Source organism: Streptomyces sp. Go-475, from assembly GCF_003330845.1.
GTDB lineage: Bacteria > Actinomycetota > Actinomycetes > Streptomycetales > Streptomycetaceae > Streptomyces.
Genome location: NZ_CP026121.1, coordinates 2071483 through 2089664 on the forward strand (window position 1 = coordinate 2071483; position 18182 = coordinate 2089664).

Here is an 18182-nt window from a genome sequence, read left to right on the forward strand (position 1 = left end):
GATGCGGCCGAACACAGAGGGCGCGCCATGGGTGCGGACGCGGCTGCGGACCGCGCCCTGGTCCGCGATCGCCTTCGGCGTGCTGGTGCTGGTCACGGCGTTCCTGGCGGCCGTCCTGCCCCGGGCCGTCGAGGCGTACGAGACGGACGGGCTGCGCGCGGCCGTCACCGAGGCCTCCCCCGAGTCCACCGTGCTGGAGCTGAAGTCGCCGCAGCCCGGTCTCGAACAGAGCGAGGAGGCCCGGGCGGACGCGGTCCGGCCTCAGGCGCTCGCGGCGGTCGACGCCCGGGCGCGGGCGCTGCTGCCCGGGCCGCTGCGGGCGGACCCGGCCGAGTCGGCGTACGGGGTGCGGACCGGCAGGAGCCTGGAGGGACTGGACGCCTCGCTGCCCCGGCCGGACGGGCTGCCGCCGCGGTTCACGCTGCTCGCGCAGTCGGGAGCGGCCGGGCACGCCACCGTGCGGGAGGGACGGCTGCCCACCGCCGGGGCGGTGAGCGTGGACACCAGGTCGGTGGAGGGTGCCGTGACCACCGAGACCGCCCGCACGCTGCGGCTGCGGGCCGGTTCCACGCTCAGCCTGTCCGGCTTCCCGGACGGGCCGCTGACCGTGCGGATCACCGGCGTCCTCGAACCCCGGCACCCGCAGGGAAGTTACTGGTCCGCGGAGCCTGTGCTGCGTACGCCGGCCCTGCAGAGCAACAACGGCCGCCCGCCGCAGTTCTACTGGGAGGCGGGCGTCCTGCTGGCGCCCGGGGCCGCGCCGGCGCTGCTGGGCGGTCAGGGGGAGCCGGAGAAGTACTGGCGGTTCGCGCCGGCGACCGGGCGGCTCACCGGGGCGGACGCCTCGGCGCTCGGCGCGGCCGTGGCGTCCCTGGAGGACGGGCCCGGGCTGGTGCGGATGCGGGGGGCCGCCGGTCCGACGGCGCAGTTGTCCACCGGTCTGGAGCAGGTGGTCGGCGGCTACGCGGAGACGCGGGAGGCGATCACGCCCGTGGTCGCCGTCGCGGCCTTCGGGATCGCCGCGGTCGCCGTCGTCGTCCTGGTCATGGCCGGTGGCCTGGCCGCCGCCCGCCGCGACGACGAACTCGCCCTGCTGCGGGCCCGGGGCGGGTCCCTGCGCGGCATCGGCGGGCGGCTGCTGGCCGAGACCGCGGTGCCGGCGGTGCCCGCGGCGGCCTGCGGTCTGCTGCTCGCCCTGCTCGTGGTGGACGAGGGCCGGGCCCTGCCCGCCGTGCTCGGGGCGGGCGCCGTGGCGCTGCTCGCGTGTGCCGTGCTGCCGGTGCGCGCGGTCGTGGCGCAGCGCAGGCCGCGGGCGCACCGGGAGCGCGACGACCTCGCCCACGCCAGGCCCGGCGGGCGCCGCACGGTCGCCGAACTGACCGTGCTGGTGCTGGCCGCCGGCTCGGTGGCGGCGCTGCGCCGCCGCGGCACGGAGGGGCCGGCCGATCTGCTGGCGAGCGCGGCCCCGGTGCTCGTCGGGGTGGTCGCCGCGCTGGTCCTGGTACGGCTGTACCCGCTGCCGCTGCGGTGGGCCGCCGGCCCGGCCGGGCGGCTGCGCGGCCTGGTCGGGTTCCTGTCGCTGGCCCGCGCGGGCCGCTCCCCGGCGACGGTCGCGGTGCTGCCCCTGCTCGCCCTGCTGACCGCCCTGACGACGGCCGCGTTCGGAGGGTCCGTGCTGACCGGCGTGGCCGACGCCCGGGACCGGGCCGCGCTGCTGGAGACGGGCGCGGACGCGCGTCTGGAGACGACCGACGGCACCCCGCTCCCGGCCGGACTGGCGGGGGCGGTACGGGGTGTGGCGGGCGTACGGCAGGTCACGGCCGTGCGGGTCGGGTTCGCCGCGGAGCGGCCCTCCGACGAGACGCCGTCGCTGGCCGTGGTCGGGGTCGAGCCGGAGACGTACGCGGAGGTGGCCCGGCGGACGGGGCTCGGGGGCTTCCGGGCCGGCCTGCTGGGCGCCCGGGGCGGGGTGCTGGACGCCGTCGCGTCCCCCGAGGTCGCGGAGCGGCTCGGGCGGGCGCCGCGCCGGATCGTCACGGAGGGCGGGCCCGTCACGGTACGGATCACCGCCGTCCGCCCCCGCACCCCGGCCGTCACCCAGGGCGAGTTCCTGCTGGTCGACGCGGCGGGCCTGAAGGGCTCCGGCGCTCCCACGACCCTGCTGGCGGCCGGTGCCGGACTCGACGCGAAGGCGCTGCGGGCGGCCGTGCGCGACACCGGCTCCGGCGTCTCCGTGACCCTGCGCGGCGAGGAGCGGGCGGCGCTGTCCGACTCGCCGCTGCAGCAGGGCGCCGAGCGGATCTACGTCTGGGCCGTGGCCGCGGGTGCGGGGTACGCCGTGCTCGCCCTGGTGCTCGCCATGCTGCGGTCCGCGCCGGAACGGGCCGCGCTGCTGGCCCGGCTGCGCGCCCTGGGTCTGACGACCCGCCAGGGGCGCCGGCTGCTCGGCCTGGAGGCGCTGCCCCAGGCGGTCCTGGCGGCCGGCGGGGGCATGGCCGTCGGCTGGGCCACGGTACGGCTGCTCGCCCCCGGCGTCGACCTGGACCGGCTCGCCCTGGCCGGCGCGTCCGGCGGCACCCTGCCGGGCGGTGCCGTGCTGCGGGCCGACGTGTGGTCCCTGGCCCTGCCGGCCGCGGTCACGGTGCTGCTGGCGGGGGCGGTGGCCGTCGCACAGGCCTGGTGGGCGGGGCGCCGGACACCGATCACTCACCTCAGGGCAGGAGACATGCGATGAGCGGTACGACGGAGTCGCTCGCGGAGCTGGAGCGGCGGGCGGCGCACCACCGCGACCGGCCGGCGTACGGGCACGACGCCCTGATCGCCTGCGACCGCCTGGTGCGGATCTTCGCCAAGCGCGGCGGCGGGGACGCCGTGGAGGTGCAGGCGCTCCAGGGGCTCGATCTGCTGGTGCGCGAGGGCGAGTTGATGGCGCTGGTGGGGGCGTCCGGCAGCGGCAAGTCGACGCTGATGAGCATCCTCGCGGGCCTGGACGTGCCCACGGCCGGCGCCGCGAAGGTCGCGGGTCACGATCTGCTGGCGATGGACGCCAAGGCGCGGTTGCGGTACCGGCGCGAGGTGGTCGGTTTCGTCTGGCAGCAGACGGCCCGCAATCTGCTGCCGTATCTGACGGCGGTGCAGAACGTGGCGCTGCCCATGCAGTTGGCGGGCCGCTCCCGGCGGGAACGGGCCGGACGGGCGGACGAGCTGCTCTCCCTGCTGGGGGTCGCCGACTGCCGGGACCGGCGGCCGCGGCAGATGTCCGGCGGCCAGCAGCAGCGCGTCGCGATCGCCGTCGCCCTCGCCAACGCCCCCGCCGTCCTGCTCGCCGACGAGCCGACGGGTGAGCTGGACTCGGCGACCGGGCAGCAGGTCTTCGCGGCGTTCCGCCGGGCCAACGAGGAACTGGGCACGACGATCGTCATCGTCACGCACGACCAGGCGGTGTCCGGCGAGGTCCGCCGCACGGTCGCGATCCGCGACGGCCGCACCTCCACGGAGGTACTGCGTCGCACGGAGGTCGACGAGACGGGCCGGGAGTCCCTGGTGGCGCGCGAGTACGCGATGCTCGACCGCGCGGGCCGCCTGCAGCTGCCGGCCGAGTACACGGCGGCCCTGGGCATGCGGGACCGGGTGCTGCTGGAACTGGAGGAGGACCACGTCCAGGTGTGGCCGGACGGTCACGGCACCGAGGACGGGGGCGGCACCGTGGACAGGCACGGCACCGAGGACCGGCACGGCTGAGAACGGACAGGCACGGCTGAGGACAGGCGACGGCGCCTGCCCGTTCGTCCGGTCGGGGACAAGGGGCAGGCGCCGTCTGTGTTCCGTACGCCGTTGTACGGGACGTCTGTGCGGACCGACTGTCAGACCATCAGGGCCCGGTCCGTCGGGCGGATCGGCGCCGGCAGCTCGCTGGCGCCCGTGAGGTGGCGGTCCACCCCGCGCGCCGCCGAACGGCCCTCGGCGATCGCCCACACGATGAGCGACTGGCCGCGGCCCGCGTCACCGGCGACGAACACGCCCGGCACGTTGGTCTGGAAGTCGGCGTCGCGGGCGATGTTGCCGCGCTCGTCCAGCTCCAGGCCGAACTGCTCGACCAGGCCGTTCTCCCGGTCGGTGCCGGTGAAGCCCATGGCCAGCGTCACCAGCTGGGCGGGGATCTTGCGCTCGGTGCCCGGCTTCTGGGTCAGCTTGCCGTCGACGAACTCCACCTCGGTGAGGTGCAGCCACTGGACGTTGCCGTCCTCGTCGCCCTCGAAGTGGGTCGTCGAGACGGAGTAGACGCGCTCGCCGCCCTCCTCGTGGGCCGAGGTGACCTTGTACAGCATGGGGAAGGTCGGCCAGGGCTGGTTGATCGGGTGCCGCTCGTCGTTCGGGCGGGGCATGATCTCCAGCTGCGTCACGGAGGCCGCGCCCTGGCGGTGGGCGGTGCCCACGCAGTCCGCGCCGGTGTCGCCGCCGCCGATGACCACGACGTGCTTGCCCTCGGCCGAGATGGGGGGCGCCACGAAGTCGCCCTCCTGCACCTTGTTGGCCAGCGGCAGGTACTCCATCGCCTGGTAGATGCCCTTGAGCTCACGGCCGGGCACCGGCAGGTCGCGGGCGGTCGTCGCGCCGACGGCCAGGACGACCGCGTCGTACCGCTTCTTCAGGTCGGTCGCCTTGAGGTCGCGGCCGATCTCGATACCGGTGCGGAAGCGGGTGCCCTCCGCGCGCATCTGCTCGATGCGGCGGTTGATGTGCCGCTTCTCCATCTTGAACTCGGGGATGCCGTAGCGGAGGAGGCCTCCGATGCGGTCCGCGCGCTCGTAGACGGCGACGGTGTGGCCGGCCCGGGTCAGCTGCTGGGCGGCGGCGAGGCCCGCCGGGCCCGAGCCGACGACCGCGACGGTCTTGCCCGACAGGCGCTCCGGGATCTGCGGGGCGACGTCCCCGGTCTCCCACGCCTTGTCGATGATCGAGACCTCGACGTTCTTGATGGTGACCGGCGGCTGGTTGATGCCGAGCACACACGCCGACTCACAGGGAGCGGGGCACAGCCGGCCCGTGAACTCCGGGAAGTTGTTCGTCGCGTGCAGCCGCTCCGACGCCGCGCCCCAGTCCTCGCGGTAGGCGTAGTCGTTCCACTCGGGGATGAGGTTCCCCAGCGGGCAGCCGTTGTGGCAGAACGGGATGCCGCAGTCCATGCAGCGGCTGGCCTGCTTGCTGATGATCGGCAGCAGGGAGCCGGGGACGTAGACCTCGTTCCAGTCCTTGACGCGCTCTTCGACGGGGCGGGACTTGGCGACCTCGCGCCCGTGGTTCAGGAAGCCCTTCGGGTCAGCCATTGATCGCCGCCTCCATCATCTTCTCGTGGGTCTCGGTCTCGGAGAGACCGGCTCGCTCGGCGGCGTCCTTGGCGGCGAGCACTGCCTTGTACGTGCTGGGGATGATCTTGCTGAAGCGCTCGACGGCTGTGTCCCACTCGGCCAGGAGCTTCTCTGCGACGGTGGAGCCCGTCTCCTCCTGGTGGCGGCGGACCACGTCGTGCAGCCACTGCTTGTCGGTGTCGTCCAACGCCTCGATCGCGTCCACGTTGCCGACGTTGACGTTGTCCCGGTCGAGGTCGATCACGTAGGCGATACCGCCGGACATGCCGGCCGCGAAGTTGCGGCCCGTCTCGCCGAGCACCACCGCGTGGCCGCCGGTCATGTACTCGCAGCCGTGGTCGCCCACGCCCTCGGAGACGACCGTCGCGCCGGAGTTGCGGACGCAGAACCGCTCACCGGTCTTGCCGCGCAGGAACATCTCGCCGCCGGTGGCGCCGTAGCCGATGGTGTTGCCGGCGATGACGCTGTACTCGGCGAGGTGGTCGGCCGCGCGGTCCGGGCGGACGATGATCCGGCCGCCCGAGAGGCCCTTGCCGACGTAGTCGTTGGCGTCGCCCTCCAGGCGCAGCGTGACGCCGCGCGGCACGAACGCGCCGAAGGACTGGCCGGCGGAGCCGGTGAAGGTGATGTCGATGGTGTCGTCGGGCAGGCCCGCGCCGCCGAACTTCTTCGTCACCTCGTGGCCGAGCATGGTGCCGACCGTGCGGTTGATGTTGCGGATCTCCACCTGGGCGCGGACCGGCTGGGCCTCGGTGGCGTCCGAGGCGGCCAGGGCGTCCGCCGCCAGCTTGATCAGCTGGTTGTCGAGCGCCTTCTCCAGGCCGTGGTCCTGCGCGACGATCTGGTGGCGCACCGCGCCCTCGGGCAGCTCGGGCACGTGGAACAGCGGCTCCAGGTTCAGGCCCTGGGCCTTCCAGTGGTCGACGGCGCGGGTGACGTCGAGGGCCTCGGCGTGGCCGACGGCCTCCTCGATGGAGCGGAAGCCCAGCTCGGCGAGGATCTCGCGGACCTCTTCGGCGATGTACTGGAAGAAGTTCACGACGTACTCGGCCTTGCCGGAGTAGCGCTCGCGCAGCACCGGGTTCTGCGTGGCGATGCCGACCGGGCAGGTGTCCAGGTGGCAGACGCGCATCATGACGCAGCCGGAGACGACGAGCGGCGCGGTCGCGAAACCGAACTCCTCGGCGCCGAGCAGCGCGGCGATGACCACGTCACGGCCGGTCTTCAGCTGGCCGTCGGTCTGCACGACGATGCGGTCGCGCAGGCCGTTGAGCAGCAGCGTCTGCTGGGTCTCGGCGAGGCCCAGCTCCCAGGGGCCACCGGCGTGCTTCAGCGAGGTGAGCGGGGAGGCACCCGTACCGCCGTCGTGGCCGGAGATGAGCACGACGTCCGCGTGCGCCTTGGACACACCCGCCGCGACCGTGCCGACGCCGACCTCCGAGACCAGCTTGACGTGAATCCGCGCCTGCGGGTTCGCGTTCTTCAGGTCGTGGATCAGCTGGGCCAGGTCCTCGATGGAGTAGATGTCGTGGTGCGGCGGCGGGGAGATCAGGCCCACGCCGGGCGTCGAGTGACGTGTCTTGGCGACCCACGGGTACACCTTGTGGCCGGGCAGCTGGCCGCCCTCGCCGGGCTTGGCGCCCTGGGCCATCTTGATCTGGATGTCGTCGGAGTTGACCAGGTACTCGGAGGTCACGCCGAAGCGGCCGGAGGCGACCTGCTTGATGGAGGACCGGCGGGCCGGGTCGTACAGGCGCTCCGGGTCCTCGCCGCCCTCACCGGTGTTGGACTTGCCGCCCAGCTGGTTCATGGCGATGGCGAGGGTCTCGTGCGCCTCCTGGGAGATGGAGCCGTACGACATGGCGCCGGTGGAGAAGCGCTTGACGATCTCGGAGACGGGCTCGACCTCGTCGATGGAGATCGGCTGCCGGTCCGACTTGAAGCCGAACAGGCCGCGCAGCGTCATCAGCCGCTCGGACTGCTCGTTCACGCGCTCGGTGTACTTCTTGAAGATGTCGTACCGGCCGGAGCGCGTGGAGTGCTGGAGGCGGAAGACCGTCTCCGGGTCGAACAGGTGCGGCTCGCCCTCGCGGCGCCACTGGTACTCGCCGCCTATCTCCAGCGCGCGGTGCGCCGGGGCGATGCCGGAGGCCGGGTAGGCCTTGGCGTGCCGGGCGGCGACCTCCTTGGCGATGACGTCGATGCCGACGCCGCCGATCTTGGTGGCCGTGCCGTTGAAGTACTTGTCGACGAAGGCCTCGTCGAGACCGACGGCCTCGAAGACCTGGGCGCCGCGGTAGGAGGCGACGGTCGAGATGCCCATCTTGGACATGACCTTCAGCACGCCCTTGCCGAGGGCGTAGATGAGGTTGCGGATGGCCTTCTCGGGCTCGATGCCGGGCAGGAAGGTGCCGGCGCGGACCAGGTCCTCGACGGACTCCATCGCCAGGTACGGGTTGACCGCGGCGGCGCCGTAGCCGATGAGCAGGGCGACGTGGTGGACCTCGCGGACGTCACCGGCCTCGACCAGCAGGCCCACCTGGGTGCGCTGCTTGGTGCGGATGAGGTGGTGGTGGACGGCCGCGGTGAGCAGCAGCGACGGGATCGGCGCGTGCTCGGCGTCGGAGTGCCGGTCCGACAGGACGATCAGGCGGGCGCCGTTCTCGATGGCGGCGTCGGCCTCGGCGCAGATCTCCTCGATGCGGGCGGCCAGGGCGTCACCGCCGCCGTGCACCCGGTACAGGCCGGAGAGGGTCGCGGCCTTGAAGCCGGGCATGTCGCCGTCGGCGTTGATGTGGATGAGCTTGGCCAGCTCGTCGTTGTCGATGACCGGGAAGGGCAGCACGACGCTGCGGCAGGAGGCCGCGTTCGGGTCGAGCAGGTTGCCCTGCGGGCCCAGCGAGGAGCGCAGGGAGGTGACCAGCTCCTCCCGGATGGCGTCCAGCGGCGGGTTGGTGACCTGCGCGAACAGCTGCGTGAAGTAGTCGAAGAGCAGGCGCGGGCGGTCCGACAGCGCGGCGATCGGCGAGTCGGTGCCCATCGAGCCGATCGGCTCGGCACCGGCCTTGGCCATCGGCGCGAGGATGACACGCAGCTCCTCCTCGGTGTACCCGAAGGTCTGCTGGCGGCGGGTGACCGAGGCGTGGGTGTGGACGATGTGCTCGCGCTCGGGCAGGTCGGACAGCTCGATCTCGCCGGCCTCCAGCCACTCCGCGTACGGGTTCGCGGCGGCGAGCTCGGCCTTGATCTCGTCGTCCTCGATGATGCGGTGCTCGGCGGTGTCCACGAGGAACATGCGGCCGGGCTGCAGGCGGCCCTTGCGGACGACCTTGGCCGGGTCGATGTCCAGGACGCCGACCTCGGAGCCGAGGACGACCAGGCCGTCGTCGGTGACCCAGTAGCGGCCGGGGCGCAGGCCGTTGCGGTCGAGGACCGCGCCGACCTGGGTGCCGTCGGTGAAGGTGACACAGGCCGGGCCGTCCCAGGGCTCCATCATCGTGGAGTGGAACTGGTAGAAGGCGCGCCGGGCCGGGTCCATGGAGTCGTGGTTCTCCCACGCCTCCGGGATCATCATCAGCACGGAGTGCGGCAGGGAGCGGCCGCCCAGGTGCAGCAGCTCCAGGACCTCGTCGAAGGAGGCGGAGTCGGAGGCGTCGGGCGTGCAGATCGGGAAGATCCGGTCGATCTCGTCCTGGCCGCCGAACAGGTCGGAGACGATCTGGGACTCGCGGGCCGCCATCCAGTTGCGGTTGCCCTTGACGGTGTTGATCTCACCGTTGTGCGCGACGAAGCGGTACGGGTGGGCCAGCGGCCACGACGGGAACGTGTTCGTCGAGAACCGGGAGTGCACGAGCGCGATCGCGGAGGCGAAGCGGCGGTCGGACAGGTCCGGGAAGAAGGGCTCCAGCTGACCGGTCGTCAGCATGCCCTTGTAGACGATGGTCCGCGCGGACAGCGACGGGAAGTACACGCCGGCCTCGCGCTCGGCGCGCTTGCGCAGCACGAAGGCCTTGCGGTCGAGGGCGATGCCCGTGGCGGGCACGTCCGCGCCGTCGGCGACGAAGATCTGGCGGAAGACCGGCATGGTCGACCGGGCGGTGGCACCGAGCAGTTGGGGCGCGACCGGCACCTCGCGCCAGCCGAGGACGGTCAGGCCCTCGTCGGCCGCGATCGTCTCGATCTGCGAGACGGCGTCGGCGGTGGAGTCCTCCGGCAGGAAGGCGATGCCGACGGCGTATCCGCCGGCCTCGGGCAGCTGGAATCCGGCCACGTCACGGAAGAAGGCGTCCGGGACCTGCGACAGGATGCCGGCGCCGTCGCCCGAGTCGGGCTCGGAGCCGGTGGCACCGCGGTGTTCGAGGTTGCGCAGGACGGTCAGAGCCTGCTCGACCAGGGTGTGGGACGCCTCGCCGGTGAGGGTGGCGACGAAGCCGACGCCGCAGGCGTCGTGCTCGTTGCGGGGGTCGTACATACCCTGCGCAGCAGGGCGAGCATCCATGAAGGACCAGTTCTGGCCATTCGCGGAATGCTGGGACGGCTGGCGCGGCGTACGCATCGGCTCTCCCGTCGTCGTCATGTGGCATATGCAAGGTGCCGAGGGACGACGTTGGCCCTCGCGTGATCGCAAAATTTCGTGCAGGTTACATGATGGAGCGGTTCTCGGGAAGCGGGATAGTCCGTTCCAACATGCGGACACCGGCGGCTCGCGGCGGGGGTACCGCACCGACGGTGGAAGCTATGGGGGGCCTGTACGGAACGACCGGGTGAGATCGATGTCCGTCGGGCCCTGGGGCGGGGGCAGGCGCCTTCGCCCGCCCCGCTGGGGCACGCGGCGGGCCTCATTGCCCGCAGCGCTTACGGCTCATGCCCGGTGGTTGCGCATTCGAAACCAGCGAGTAACGGTTACTTATGCGGCCCCATGCATAAGCCCGAGCCGCGCTATCCTACGGCCGTTCCGAACAAGGTGCCCAGGGCGTACGTCACACCGGCCGCCGCACCACCCAGGAGCAGCTGCCGCAGCCCGCTGTACCACCAGGTCCGGGCCGTCACCTTGGCCACCACCGCACCGCACAGGAACAGCCCCAGCAGCGCCAGCAGCACGGCCGGCCAGATGCTGCTCGCGCCCAGCAGATAGGGCAGTACGGGGATCAGCGCGCCGAGCGCGAAGGAGCCGAAGCTCGACACCGCGGCGACGGTCGGCGAGGGCAGATCGCCGGGGTCGATGCCCAGCTCCTCCCGGGCGTGGATCTCCAGCGCCTGCTCGGGGTCCTTCGACAGCTGCCGGGCGACCTCGTCGGCCAGCCGCGGCTCGACCCCGCGCGCCCGGTAGAGCGCGGCGAGCTCGGCCTGCTCGCACTGCGGGTGCTTGCGCAGCTCGCGCCGCTCCACGTCCAGCTCGGCCTCGACCAGCTCGCGCTGCGAGGCGACGGAGGTGTACTCGCCGGCGGCCATGGAGAAGGCGCCGGCGGCCAGGCCGGCCAGTCCGCTGAGGACGACGGTGTGCTGGCCGACCGACCCGCCCGCGACGCCGGTCATCAGGGCCAGGTTGGAGACGAGGCCGTCCATCGCTCCGAACACCGCGGGACGCAGCCAGCCGCCGTTCACGTCCCGGTGGGTGTGGTTGTCCCGGTGCGCCTCGTGCAGCGCCGCCTCGGTCTCGATGATGGCCATGGAAGAACCCCGCTCCCCTATGTCGAACCAGCTACTTTGGACAAGTTCCAGAGTTTTACAACACACAAACTACGCCCTGGATTTCGCCGCCGCCAGCAAGGAAAGGCTGCGCTAACCTGCGGTTTTGCCGTTTTCCGCTCACTTGATCATCACCTCGCGCAGATGTCGACCGGGTGATGCTGTGGCTCGTGAGGCTCGCCGGGTTGGTCGCGGTGGGACACATGCCGTATGGCATCGATCGCCTGCATCCCCTCCGTCCCGGCGCCCGGGGACGCCGCCGGACTCCGCGCACGGGCCCGGGGCGCGCTGCTGGGCCTGGCCGTCGGTGACGCCCTCGGGGCGCCCGCCGAGAACCTGAAGCCGTCCGAGATCCGCGCGCGGTGGGGCCGCATCACCGGCTACGTGGCCGAGACGCCCGCCGGCACGGACGACACCGAGTACGCGATCTTCTCCGGCCTCCTCCTGGCCCGGCACGGCTCCGCCCTCACCCCGGCCCATGTGGAGGCGGCCTGGCACGAGCTGATCGCCGACCGCGAGGAGGGCCCCTTCCGGGGCGCCGGGTTCAGCGAACGCGGCACGCTGGAGAACCTGCGCCGGGGCCTGGCCGCCCCCATCTCCGCCCAGCACCGGCACGCCTGGAGCGACGGCCTGGCCATGCGCGCGGCCCCCTTCGGGGTGTTCGCGGCGGGCCGCCCGGCGGAGGCGGCCCGGCTGGTCGCGATCGACGGTTCGGTGAGCCACGACGGCGAGGGCATCTACGGCGGCCAGGCGGTGGCGGCGGGCGTGGCGGCGGCGATGGCCGGGGCCCCGCCGATCGCGGTCGTGGCCGCCGCCCTGGCGGTCGTGCCCGACGACTCCTGGACGGCCCGCTGCCTGCGCCGCGCGGTGGCGGTGGCCCACCACGGCGAACGCGCGGTCCGCTCCGCGGTCGTCATCGGCGGCTACCCCTGGACCGACCTGGCCCCCGAGGCGGTCGCCCTCGCCTTCGGCGCGTACGCGGCGGCCGACGGCGACTTCGAGCAGTCCGTCCTGACCGCGGTGAACATGGGCCGCGACGCGGACACGACGGCGGCGGTGGCGGGCGCGCTGGCGGGCGCGACCGGGACGGTGTCGGCGATCCCGGCGGACTGGGCCTCGGCCATCACCCCCGCCCGGGGCTCCTGCCTCCCGGCGATGGCGGGCCACCACGTCCTGGACGTGGCGGACCTCCTGACCCCGGCGGCACCCCACCCGGAACCGACCCCGACGGACTTCGCCCTGGCGGCGGGCGACGGAACGGAGCCTGCCTCATGAAGACCCACGTACCGGAAGCCGCCGACGGCGAAGGCGTCCCACGGGAGACCAGGACCCCTCGGGAGACAGTTACGGGCGGTGCGCTGGGGGGAGAAAAGAAGGCCGAAGGCCTCCTGCTGGGCCTGGCCGCCGGCGACGCCGCAGGCTGGCCCGCCGCCCGCCACCGGGCCGCCCGCATGCCCGACTGGACCCGCCGCCTCACCCGCGAACTCGACACCTTCGCCGAGCACAACGCGACGACCACCCTCCCCGTCCCCATCGCCCTGAACCAACCCCCCGAACCCCTCCGCCTCGGCCCCTCCGACGACGCCGAATGGGCCGCCTTCGCCGCCGAAGCCCTCCTCCGCGCCGGCGACGACACCGTCCTGAACGACCTCAGCCGGGACCGCCGCATCCGAGCCGCGATCGACCTCACCTGGAACGCCGTCGCCAGTGAGGTCGCCGCGGCGGCGGACCGCGCGCCCGAGATCGAGTCCGCCGTCCTTCCCCTGCGCGCCCGCATCTCCGTCCGCGCCGGCCTCGGCAACCTCGCCACCGGCCTGCGCCCGCCCGCCACCGGCCACGACAACCCCCACTACTTCGACGACGCCGCCTGCGTCCGCGCCTGCGTCCTGGCCGTGGCCCACCCGGGCGACCCCCGGCGCGCCGCCGACCTCGCCGAGTTCGACGCCCGCTACACCCAGGACGGCGACGGCGTCCACGGCGCCCGCGCGATGGCGGCGGCCCTCGCCCTCGCCCTGGCCGGCGCGCACGTCGACGCCTGCGTCACGGCAGCGCTCGCCGAACTCCCCGAGGAGACGGAGATCGGCCGCAACGCCCGGCACGCCCTGCGGCTCGCCGCCGCGGCGGACAGCGCCTTCGCCCTGGTCCCGCCCCTGGAGCACCAGATCGTCGACCACGTCTACAGCTACGGCATCGCCGCCGCCGAAACGGTCCCGGTCGCCCTCGCCCTGGCCACCGCCGCCCGCGGCCGCATCACCGAGGCGGTCCCGGCCGCGGCCTGCCTCTCCCGCGTCGCGGACTCCGCCCCGGCCCTGGCGGGCGCCCTCACCGGCGCCCTCGGCGGCAGCGCGTCGATCCCGACGCCCTGGCGGGACGCCTGCCGCACCCTCTCCGGCTGCGTCCTGCCCCGCCTCACCGGCACCGACCTCGTGGAACTCGCCGGACTCCTGGAAGCCGCACAACCGGCCCGCCCGGGTGGATGATGCGGCCATGCAGCCCAAACCCCACCAAAACGCCACACTGGACGAGCGGATCACCGGCGCCCTGGTCGGCGCGGCCGTCGGCGACGCCCTCGGCGGCCCCGTCGAGGGCTACGCGCCCGAGCAGATCCTCGAACGCCACGGCGGCCGCGTCCACGGCATCGTCGGCCCCTGGCACGGCGACGACTGGCGCACCGCCCGCCCCCTCGCCCCGTACCACAAGGGCGACGGCCACGTCACCGACGACACCTTGATGACGCACGCCCTGGTCCGCGTCTACGCCCGGGTCCGCGACCACCTCGACGCCTACGCCATCGCCGACCACCTGGTCCCCGACCTGATGACCGAGCCCCGCTGGATCCCGGAACTGGAGACCGAGGCACTCCCCCTGCACCGCATCTTCCTGGCGGAGAAATGGCTGGTCACGAGGATCCACTACGGCCATGCCGACCCGCGCGAGGCCGGCACCGGCAACGTCGTCAACTGCGGCGCGGCGATGTACATGGCCCCGGTCGGCCTCGTCAACGCGGCCAACCCGTCGGCGGCGTACGCCGAGGCCCTCGACATCGCGGGCGCTCACCAGTCGTCGTACGGCCGTGAGGCGGCGGGCGTCCTGGCCGCGGCGGTGGCGGCCGCCTGCACCCCCGGAGCCACCCCGGACTCGGTCGTCTCCACGTGCCTCTCCCTGGCGAAGGACGGCACCCGGACCGCGATCGAACGGGTCTGCGAGGAGGCGTCCCGCCACACGGAGTTCGAATCGGCGCTGCGCCCGTTGCGCGAGGCGGTGGCCCCGTACGACACGGTGGGCCCCGACTACCGCGCCCCGTCTCTCGGAGCCCGCCGCCCGTCCCGCCTGCACGCGATCGAGGAACTCCCCATCGCGCTGGGCATGTTGCTCGTGGCCCGGGGCGACTTCCGCCACGCGGTCCTGGGCGCCGTCAACTACGGCCGCGACTGCGACTCCATCGCCACGATGGCCGGCGCCCTGGCCGGTGCCCTGGGCTCCCCGGTCCCGGAGGACTGGGCCAAGGCCGTGGCGGAGGCCAGCCGCCTGGACCTCTGGGAACCGGCGACAACGCTCACCGCCGTGGCGCGCGAGATCTTCGCCCGGGACGTGACCCGCCGCCGCACCCACGAACAGGCCTTCGCATCCCTCGGAGGCCAGGAATGCTCCGACTGACCTGGGTCCAGCCGGAGGACCTCCTCGGCCACGAACTCCGCCAGGCGACCCAGGACGGCCGCGAGCCCAAGGCGATCGCGGCCCGCTGGAAAGCGGCAGGCGGCCCGGAGGCTCCCGACACGGCAGGCGCGTCCCCCACCCCCACGTCCCGCTACCTCCGCCAACTGGCGGAAGACCTGCTGGACGAACTGGCGGACCTGCCGAGCGCGTGGGCGGACGACGAACCGACGGACCTGGAGAAGATCAGGGCGGCATGCCCGGACTGGCCCCCTGGCCCTGGCTGCGGGCAGTCGTGCCGCTGGGGCGGCACGGGTGGGCGCAGCGGCACCCCGCCGGCGCGGGCGAGCGACCCCACCCCCACCCCAGCCACACCCCACCAGCCCCTGGAAGCCGCCTGGCTGGGCAGAGCCACCGGCTGCCTCCTAGGCAAACCAGTCGAAAAACTCCCCCTCGAAGCCATCCGCCGACTGGCCAAGTCCACCGGCAACTGGCCCCTGTCCACCTGGTTCACCGCACGAGGCGTCCCAGAAGACCTCCTCGCCCAACACCCCTGGAACCGCCGCTCGGCACAAACCTCCCTCGCCGAGAACATCGACGGCATGCCCGAGGACGACGACCTCAACTACCCCCTGCTCAACCTGATCCTCCTGCACCGCCACGGCAAGGCCTTCACCACCACGGACGTGGCCCGCGTCTGGCTCGACGAACTCCCCGCCGGCCGCACGTTCACGGCCGAGCGCGTCGCCTACCGCAACCTCCTCACCGGCCTGGAACCCCCGCACACCGCCCGCCACCGCAACCCGTTCCGGGAATGGATCGGCGCGCTGATCCGCGCCGACGTCCACGGCTGGACCAACCCCGGCGACCCGGCCGCCGCGGCCGAACAGGCCCACCGCGACGCCACCCTCACCCACACCGCCAACGGCGTCTACGCGGCGATGTTCGCGGCGGCCGCCATCGCGACGGCCGCGACCGGCACCGCCGACGTCCACACCTGCCTCCGCACCGGCCTCACGGTCGTCCCGCCGCGCTCCCGCCTCGCCCGGGCAGTCCGCCAGGCCATCGAACTGGCCCACGAGCACACCGACTTCGACACGGTCGTCGACGCACTCCACGCCACCCACGCCGCCGGCCACCACTGGGTGCACGCCGTGCCCAACACCGCCCTGATCGCCGCAGCCCTCACCCACGCCGACGGCGACTTCACCGGCTCCGTCTGCCGCGCGGTGAGCGGCGGCTGGGACACCGACTCCAACGGCGCCACGGCCGGCAGCGTCGCCGGCCTGCTCGCCGGGCACCCCGCGGCGCTCCCCGACCGCTGGACGGCCCCGCTGAAGAACCGCCTGTCCACCTCCGTCGGCGACTTCAACGGCATCGGCTTCGACACCCTCGCCCACCTCACCCACCGGGAGACCCACCGCTCATGACCGCGCCCCTGCCCGCGCCCCTCACCGGCCTGCGCGTCCTCGACCTCGCCACCCTCTTCGCCGGCCCGATGGCCGCCACCCTGCTCGGCGACTTCGGCGCGGAGGTCATCAAGGTCGAACACCCCAGGAAACCGGACCCCTCCCGCGGCCACGGCCCCTCGAAGAACGGCGTGGGCCTGTGGTGGAAGATGCTCGGCCGCAACAAGCGCACCATCACCCTGGACCTGTCGAAGCCCGGCGGCCGGACCGCCCTGCTGCGCCTCGCCGCCACCGCCGACGTGATCGTCGAGAACTTCCGCCCGGGCACCCTGGAGAAGTGGGACCTGGGCTGGCCGGAGCTGTCGGCCGCCAACCCCCGCCTGGTCCTGGCCCGCGTCACCGGCTTCGGCCAGTTCGGCCCCTCCGCGCACCGCCCCGGCTTCGGCACTCTCGCCGAGGCGATGAGCGGCTTCGCCGCGATCACCGGCGAACCGGACGCGCCCCCGACGCTCCCGCCGTTCGGCCTGGCCGACGCCATCGCGGGCCTGACGACGGCGTACGCGGTGATGACGGCCCTCGCCTCCCGCGACCGCACGGGCGAGGGCCAGGTCGTCGACATGGCCCTGATCGAGCCGATCCTGGCCGTCCTCGGCCCCCAGCCCCTCTGGTACGACCAGCTCGGCCACGTCCAGCCCCGCACCGGCAACCGCTCCCCCAACAACGCCCCGCGCGGCGTCTACCGCACCGCGGACGGCACCTGGGTCGCCGTCTCCACCTCCGCCCAGTCGGTCGCGGAGCGCGTGATGCACCTGGTCGGCCGCCCCGAACTGATCGACGAGCCGTGGTTCGCCTCCGGCGCCGACCGCGCCCGCCACGCCGACGTCCTGGACGAGGCCGTCGGCTCCTGGATCGCCGAGCGCAGCCGCGCCGACGTCCTCGCGGCCTTCGAGAAGGCGGAGGCGGCGGTGGCCCCGGTGCAGGACATCCGGGACGTGATGGCGGACCCGCAGTACCAGGCCCTGAACACCATCACCACCGTCGACGACCCGGAACTGGGCCCCCTGCGCATGCAGAACGTCCTCTTCCGCCTCTCGGCCACGCCCGGCGCGATCCGCTGGGCCGGCCGCCCGCACGGCGCCGACACCGACGAGGTCCTCACCGAGCTGGGCCTGTCCCCGGCCGACCTCACGGCGCTGCGCGCGGAGGGCGCCCTGTGACGGCGTTCCCGCTCACCTGGCTCTACGCCCCGGGCGACCGCCCGGACCTGGTGGCGAAGGCCCTCACCCGCGGCGCCGACATCGTCGTCGTCGACCTGGAGGACGCGGTCGCCCCCGACCGGAAGGAGTACGCCCGCGCCGCCACCGCCGACCTGCTCGCCGACCCGCAGCCGGTGCCGGTCCACGTCCGCGTCAACGCCCTGGCCGGCCCCTGGGCCGAGCGGGACATCGCCACCCTCGCGAAGGCCCCGGGCCTGTCCGGACTGCGCCTGCCCAAGGTGACCTCCCCGGCCGAGATCACCCGCGTCGCACCCCGGGCCGCCGCCGGGCTGTACGCCCTGCTGGAGACGGCCCTCGCCGTGGAACAGGCGTACGCCGTCGCCACGGCCCACCCGAATCTGCGCGGCATCGCGCTCGGCGAGGCGGACCTCCGGGCCGACCTGGGCGTACGCGACGACACGGGCCTCGACTGGGCCCGCTCCCGGGTGATCGTGGCGGCCCGGGCGGCGGGCCTGCCCCCACCGCCGCAGTCGGTCCACCCCGACACCCGTGACCTGGAGGGCCTGGCGGCGTCCTGCGCGCACGGCCGCGCCCTGGGCTTCCTGGGCCGCGCCGCGATCCACCCCCGCCAGCTCCCGGTGATCGAGCGGGCCTATCTGCCCACCGAGGAGGAGATCGAGCGGGCCGAGACGGTCCTCAAGGCGGCCGCCACACAGCAGGGCGCGCAGGCCCTGCCGGACGGCCGCTTCGTCGACGCGGCGGTGGTGACGGCGGCCCAGCGCACCCTGTCCCTGGCCCGCCGCCGCTGACACCCCCACACGCGCCGAGGGCGCCCGGATCGTGCC

Annotated in this window: 11 protein-coding genes; 8 read left to right on the forward strand and 3 right to left on the reverse strand. The window is 73.8% G+C overall.

Annotated features, from left to right (window positions below):
* Window position 1: 1 nt before the first annotated feature.
* Window positions 2-2734: an ABC transporter permease gene (locus C1703_RS09520; RefSeq protein WP_114251493.1), complete on the forward strand. Its 2733-nt coding sequence runs from the start codon at window positions 2-4 to the stop codon at window positions 2732-2734.
* The gene (locus C1703_RS09525; protein ID WP_114251494.1) at window positions 2731-3741 is read left to right on the forward strand and encodes an ABC transporter ATP-binding protein; all 1011 of its coding nucleotides are present in this window, start codon (window positions 2731-2733) and stop codon (window positions 3739-3741) included. The genes C1703_RS09520 and C1703_RS09525 overlap by 4 nt, the downstream gene beginning before the upstream one ends.
* A gap of 122 nt (window positions 3742-3863) precedes the next feature.
* Here C1703_RS09525 and C1703_RS09530 read toward each other — a convergent pair whose 3' ends face one another.
* From C1703_RS09530 to C1703_RS09540, 3 genes are all read right to left on the reverse strand, one after another.
* Entirely contained in the window at window positions 3864-5327 is a 1464-nt protein-coding gene (locus C1703_RS09530) for a glutamate synthase subunit beta (RefSeq protein ID WP_114251495.1), read from the reverse strand.
* On the reverse strand, window positions 5320-9924 hold the full coding sequence (gene gltB, locus C1703_RS09535) for a glutamate synthase large subunit (RefSeq protein ID WP_114251496.1): 4605 nt from the start codon (window positions 9922-9924) through the stop codon (window positions 5320-5322). The genes C1703_RS09530 and gltB overlap by 8 nt, the downstream gene beginning before the upstream one ends.
* Window positions 9925-10307: 383 nt before the next feature.
* Entirely contained in the window at window positions 10308-11039 is a 732-nt protein-coding gene (locus tag C1703_RS09540; protein ID WP_114251497.1) for a VIT1/CCC1 transporter family protein, read from the reverse strand.
* Window positions 11040-11267: 228 nt separating this feature from the next.
* On the opposite strand from C1703_RS09540, the gene C1703_RS09545 reads away from it, so the two are divergent.
* The 6 genes from C1703_RS09545 to C1703_RS09570 are packed head-to-tail and all read left to right on the forward strand — an operon-like array spanning window position 11268 to window position 18146.
* Window positions 11268-12332 (forward strand): ADP-ribosylglycohydrolase family protein, encoded by a 1065-nt coding sequence (locus C1703_RS09545; RefSeq protein WP_114251498.1) that lies wholly within the window; start codon window positions 11268-11270, stop codon window positions 12330-12332.
* The gene (locus C1703_RS09550) at window positions 12329-13537 is read left to right on the forward strand and encodes an ADP-ribosylglycohydrolase family protein (protein WP_232840438.1); all 1209 of its coding nucleotides are present in this window, start codon (window positions 12329-12331) and stop codon (window positions 13535-13537) included. Before C1703_RS09545 ends, C1703_RS09550 begins: the two co-directional genes overlap by 4 nt.
* A 7-nt stretch (window positions 13538-13544) precedes the next feature.
* A complete protein-coding gene (locus tag C1703_RS09555; protein WP_114251499.1) occupies window positions 13545-14714 on the forward strand; it encodes an ADP-ribosylglycohydrolase family protein in 1170 nt (389 codons plus the stop codon).
* Window positions 14702-16141, forward strand: coding sequence for an ADP-ribosylglycohydrolase family protein (locus C1703_RS09560; RefSeq protein ID WP_114251500.1), 1440 nt, complete (start codon window positions 14702-14704; stop codon window positions 16139-16141). The genes C1703_RS09555 and C1703_RS09560 overlap by 13 nt, the downstream gene beginning before the upstream one ends.
* The gene (locus C1703_RS09565) at window positions 16138-17337 is read left to right on the forward strand and encodes a CoA transferase (protein WP_114251501.1); all 1200 of its coding nucleotides are present in this window, start codon (window positions 16138-16140) and stop codon (window positions 17335-17337) included. Before C1703_RS09560 ends, C1703_RS09565 begins: the two co-directional genes overlap by 4 nt.
* Entirely contained in the window at window positions 17334-18146 is an 813-nt protein-coding gene (locus tag C1703_RS09570; protein ID WP_114251502.1) for a CoA ester lyase, read from the forward strand. Before C1703_RS09565 ends, C1703_RS09570 begins: the two co-directional genes overlap by 4 nt.
* The last annotated feature ends 36 nt before the right edge of the window (window positions 18147-18182 follow it).

What these genes read in the sequence shown, in the direction of transcription:
- C1703_RS09520 (WP_114251493.1), top strand. Translation starts at nt 2, where the DNA reads ATGCGGCCGAACACAGAGGGCGCGCCATGGGTGCGGACGCGGCTGCGG.
- C1703_RS09525 (WP_114251494.1), top strand. Translation starts at nt 2,731, where the DNA reads ATGAGCGGTACGACGGAGTCGCTCGCGGAGCTGGAGCGGCGGGCGGCG.
- C1703_RS09530 (WP_114251495.1), bottom strand. Translation starts at nt 5,327, where the DNA reads ATGGCTGACCCGAAGGGCTTCCTGAACCACGGGCGCGAGGTCGCCAAG.
- gltB (WP_114251496.1), bottom strand. Translation starts at nt 9,924, where the DNA reads ATGCGTACGCCGCGCCAGCCGTCCCAGCATTCCGCGAATGGCCAGAAC.
- C1703_RS09540 (WP_114251497.1), bottom strand. Translation starts at nt 11,039, where the DNA reads ATGGCCATCATCGAGACCGAGGCGGCGCTGCACGAGGCGCACCGGGAC.
- C1703_RS09545 (WP_114251498.1), top strand. Translation starts at nt 11,268, where the DNA reads ATGGCATCGATCGCCTGCATCCCCTCCGTCCCGGCGCCCGGGGACGCC.
- C1703_RS09550 (WP_232840438.1), top strand. Translation starts at nt 12,329, where the DNA reads ATGAAGACCCACGTACCGGAAGCCGCCGACGGCGAAGGCGTCCCACGG.
- C1703_RS09555 (WP_114251499.1), top strand. Translation starts at nt 13,545, where the DNA reads ATGCAGCCCAAACCCCACCAAAACGCCACACTGGACGAGCGGATCACC.
- C1703_RS09560 (WP_114251500.1), top strand. Translation starts at nt 14,702, where the DNA reads ATGCTCCGACTGACCTGGGTCCAGCCGGAGGACCTCCTCGGCCACGAA.
- C1703_RS09565 (WP_114251501.1), top strand. Translation starts at nt 16,138, where the DNA reads ATGACCGCGCCCCTGCCCGCGCCCCTCACCGGCCTGCGCGTCCTCGAC.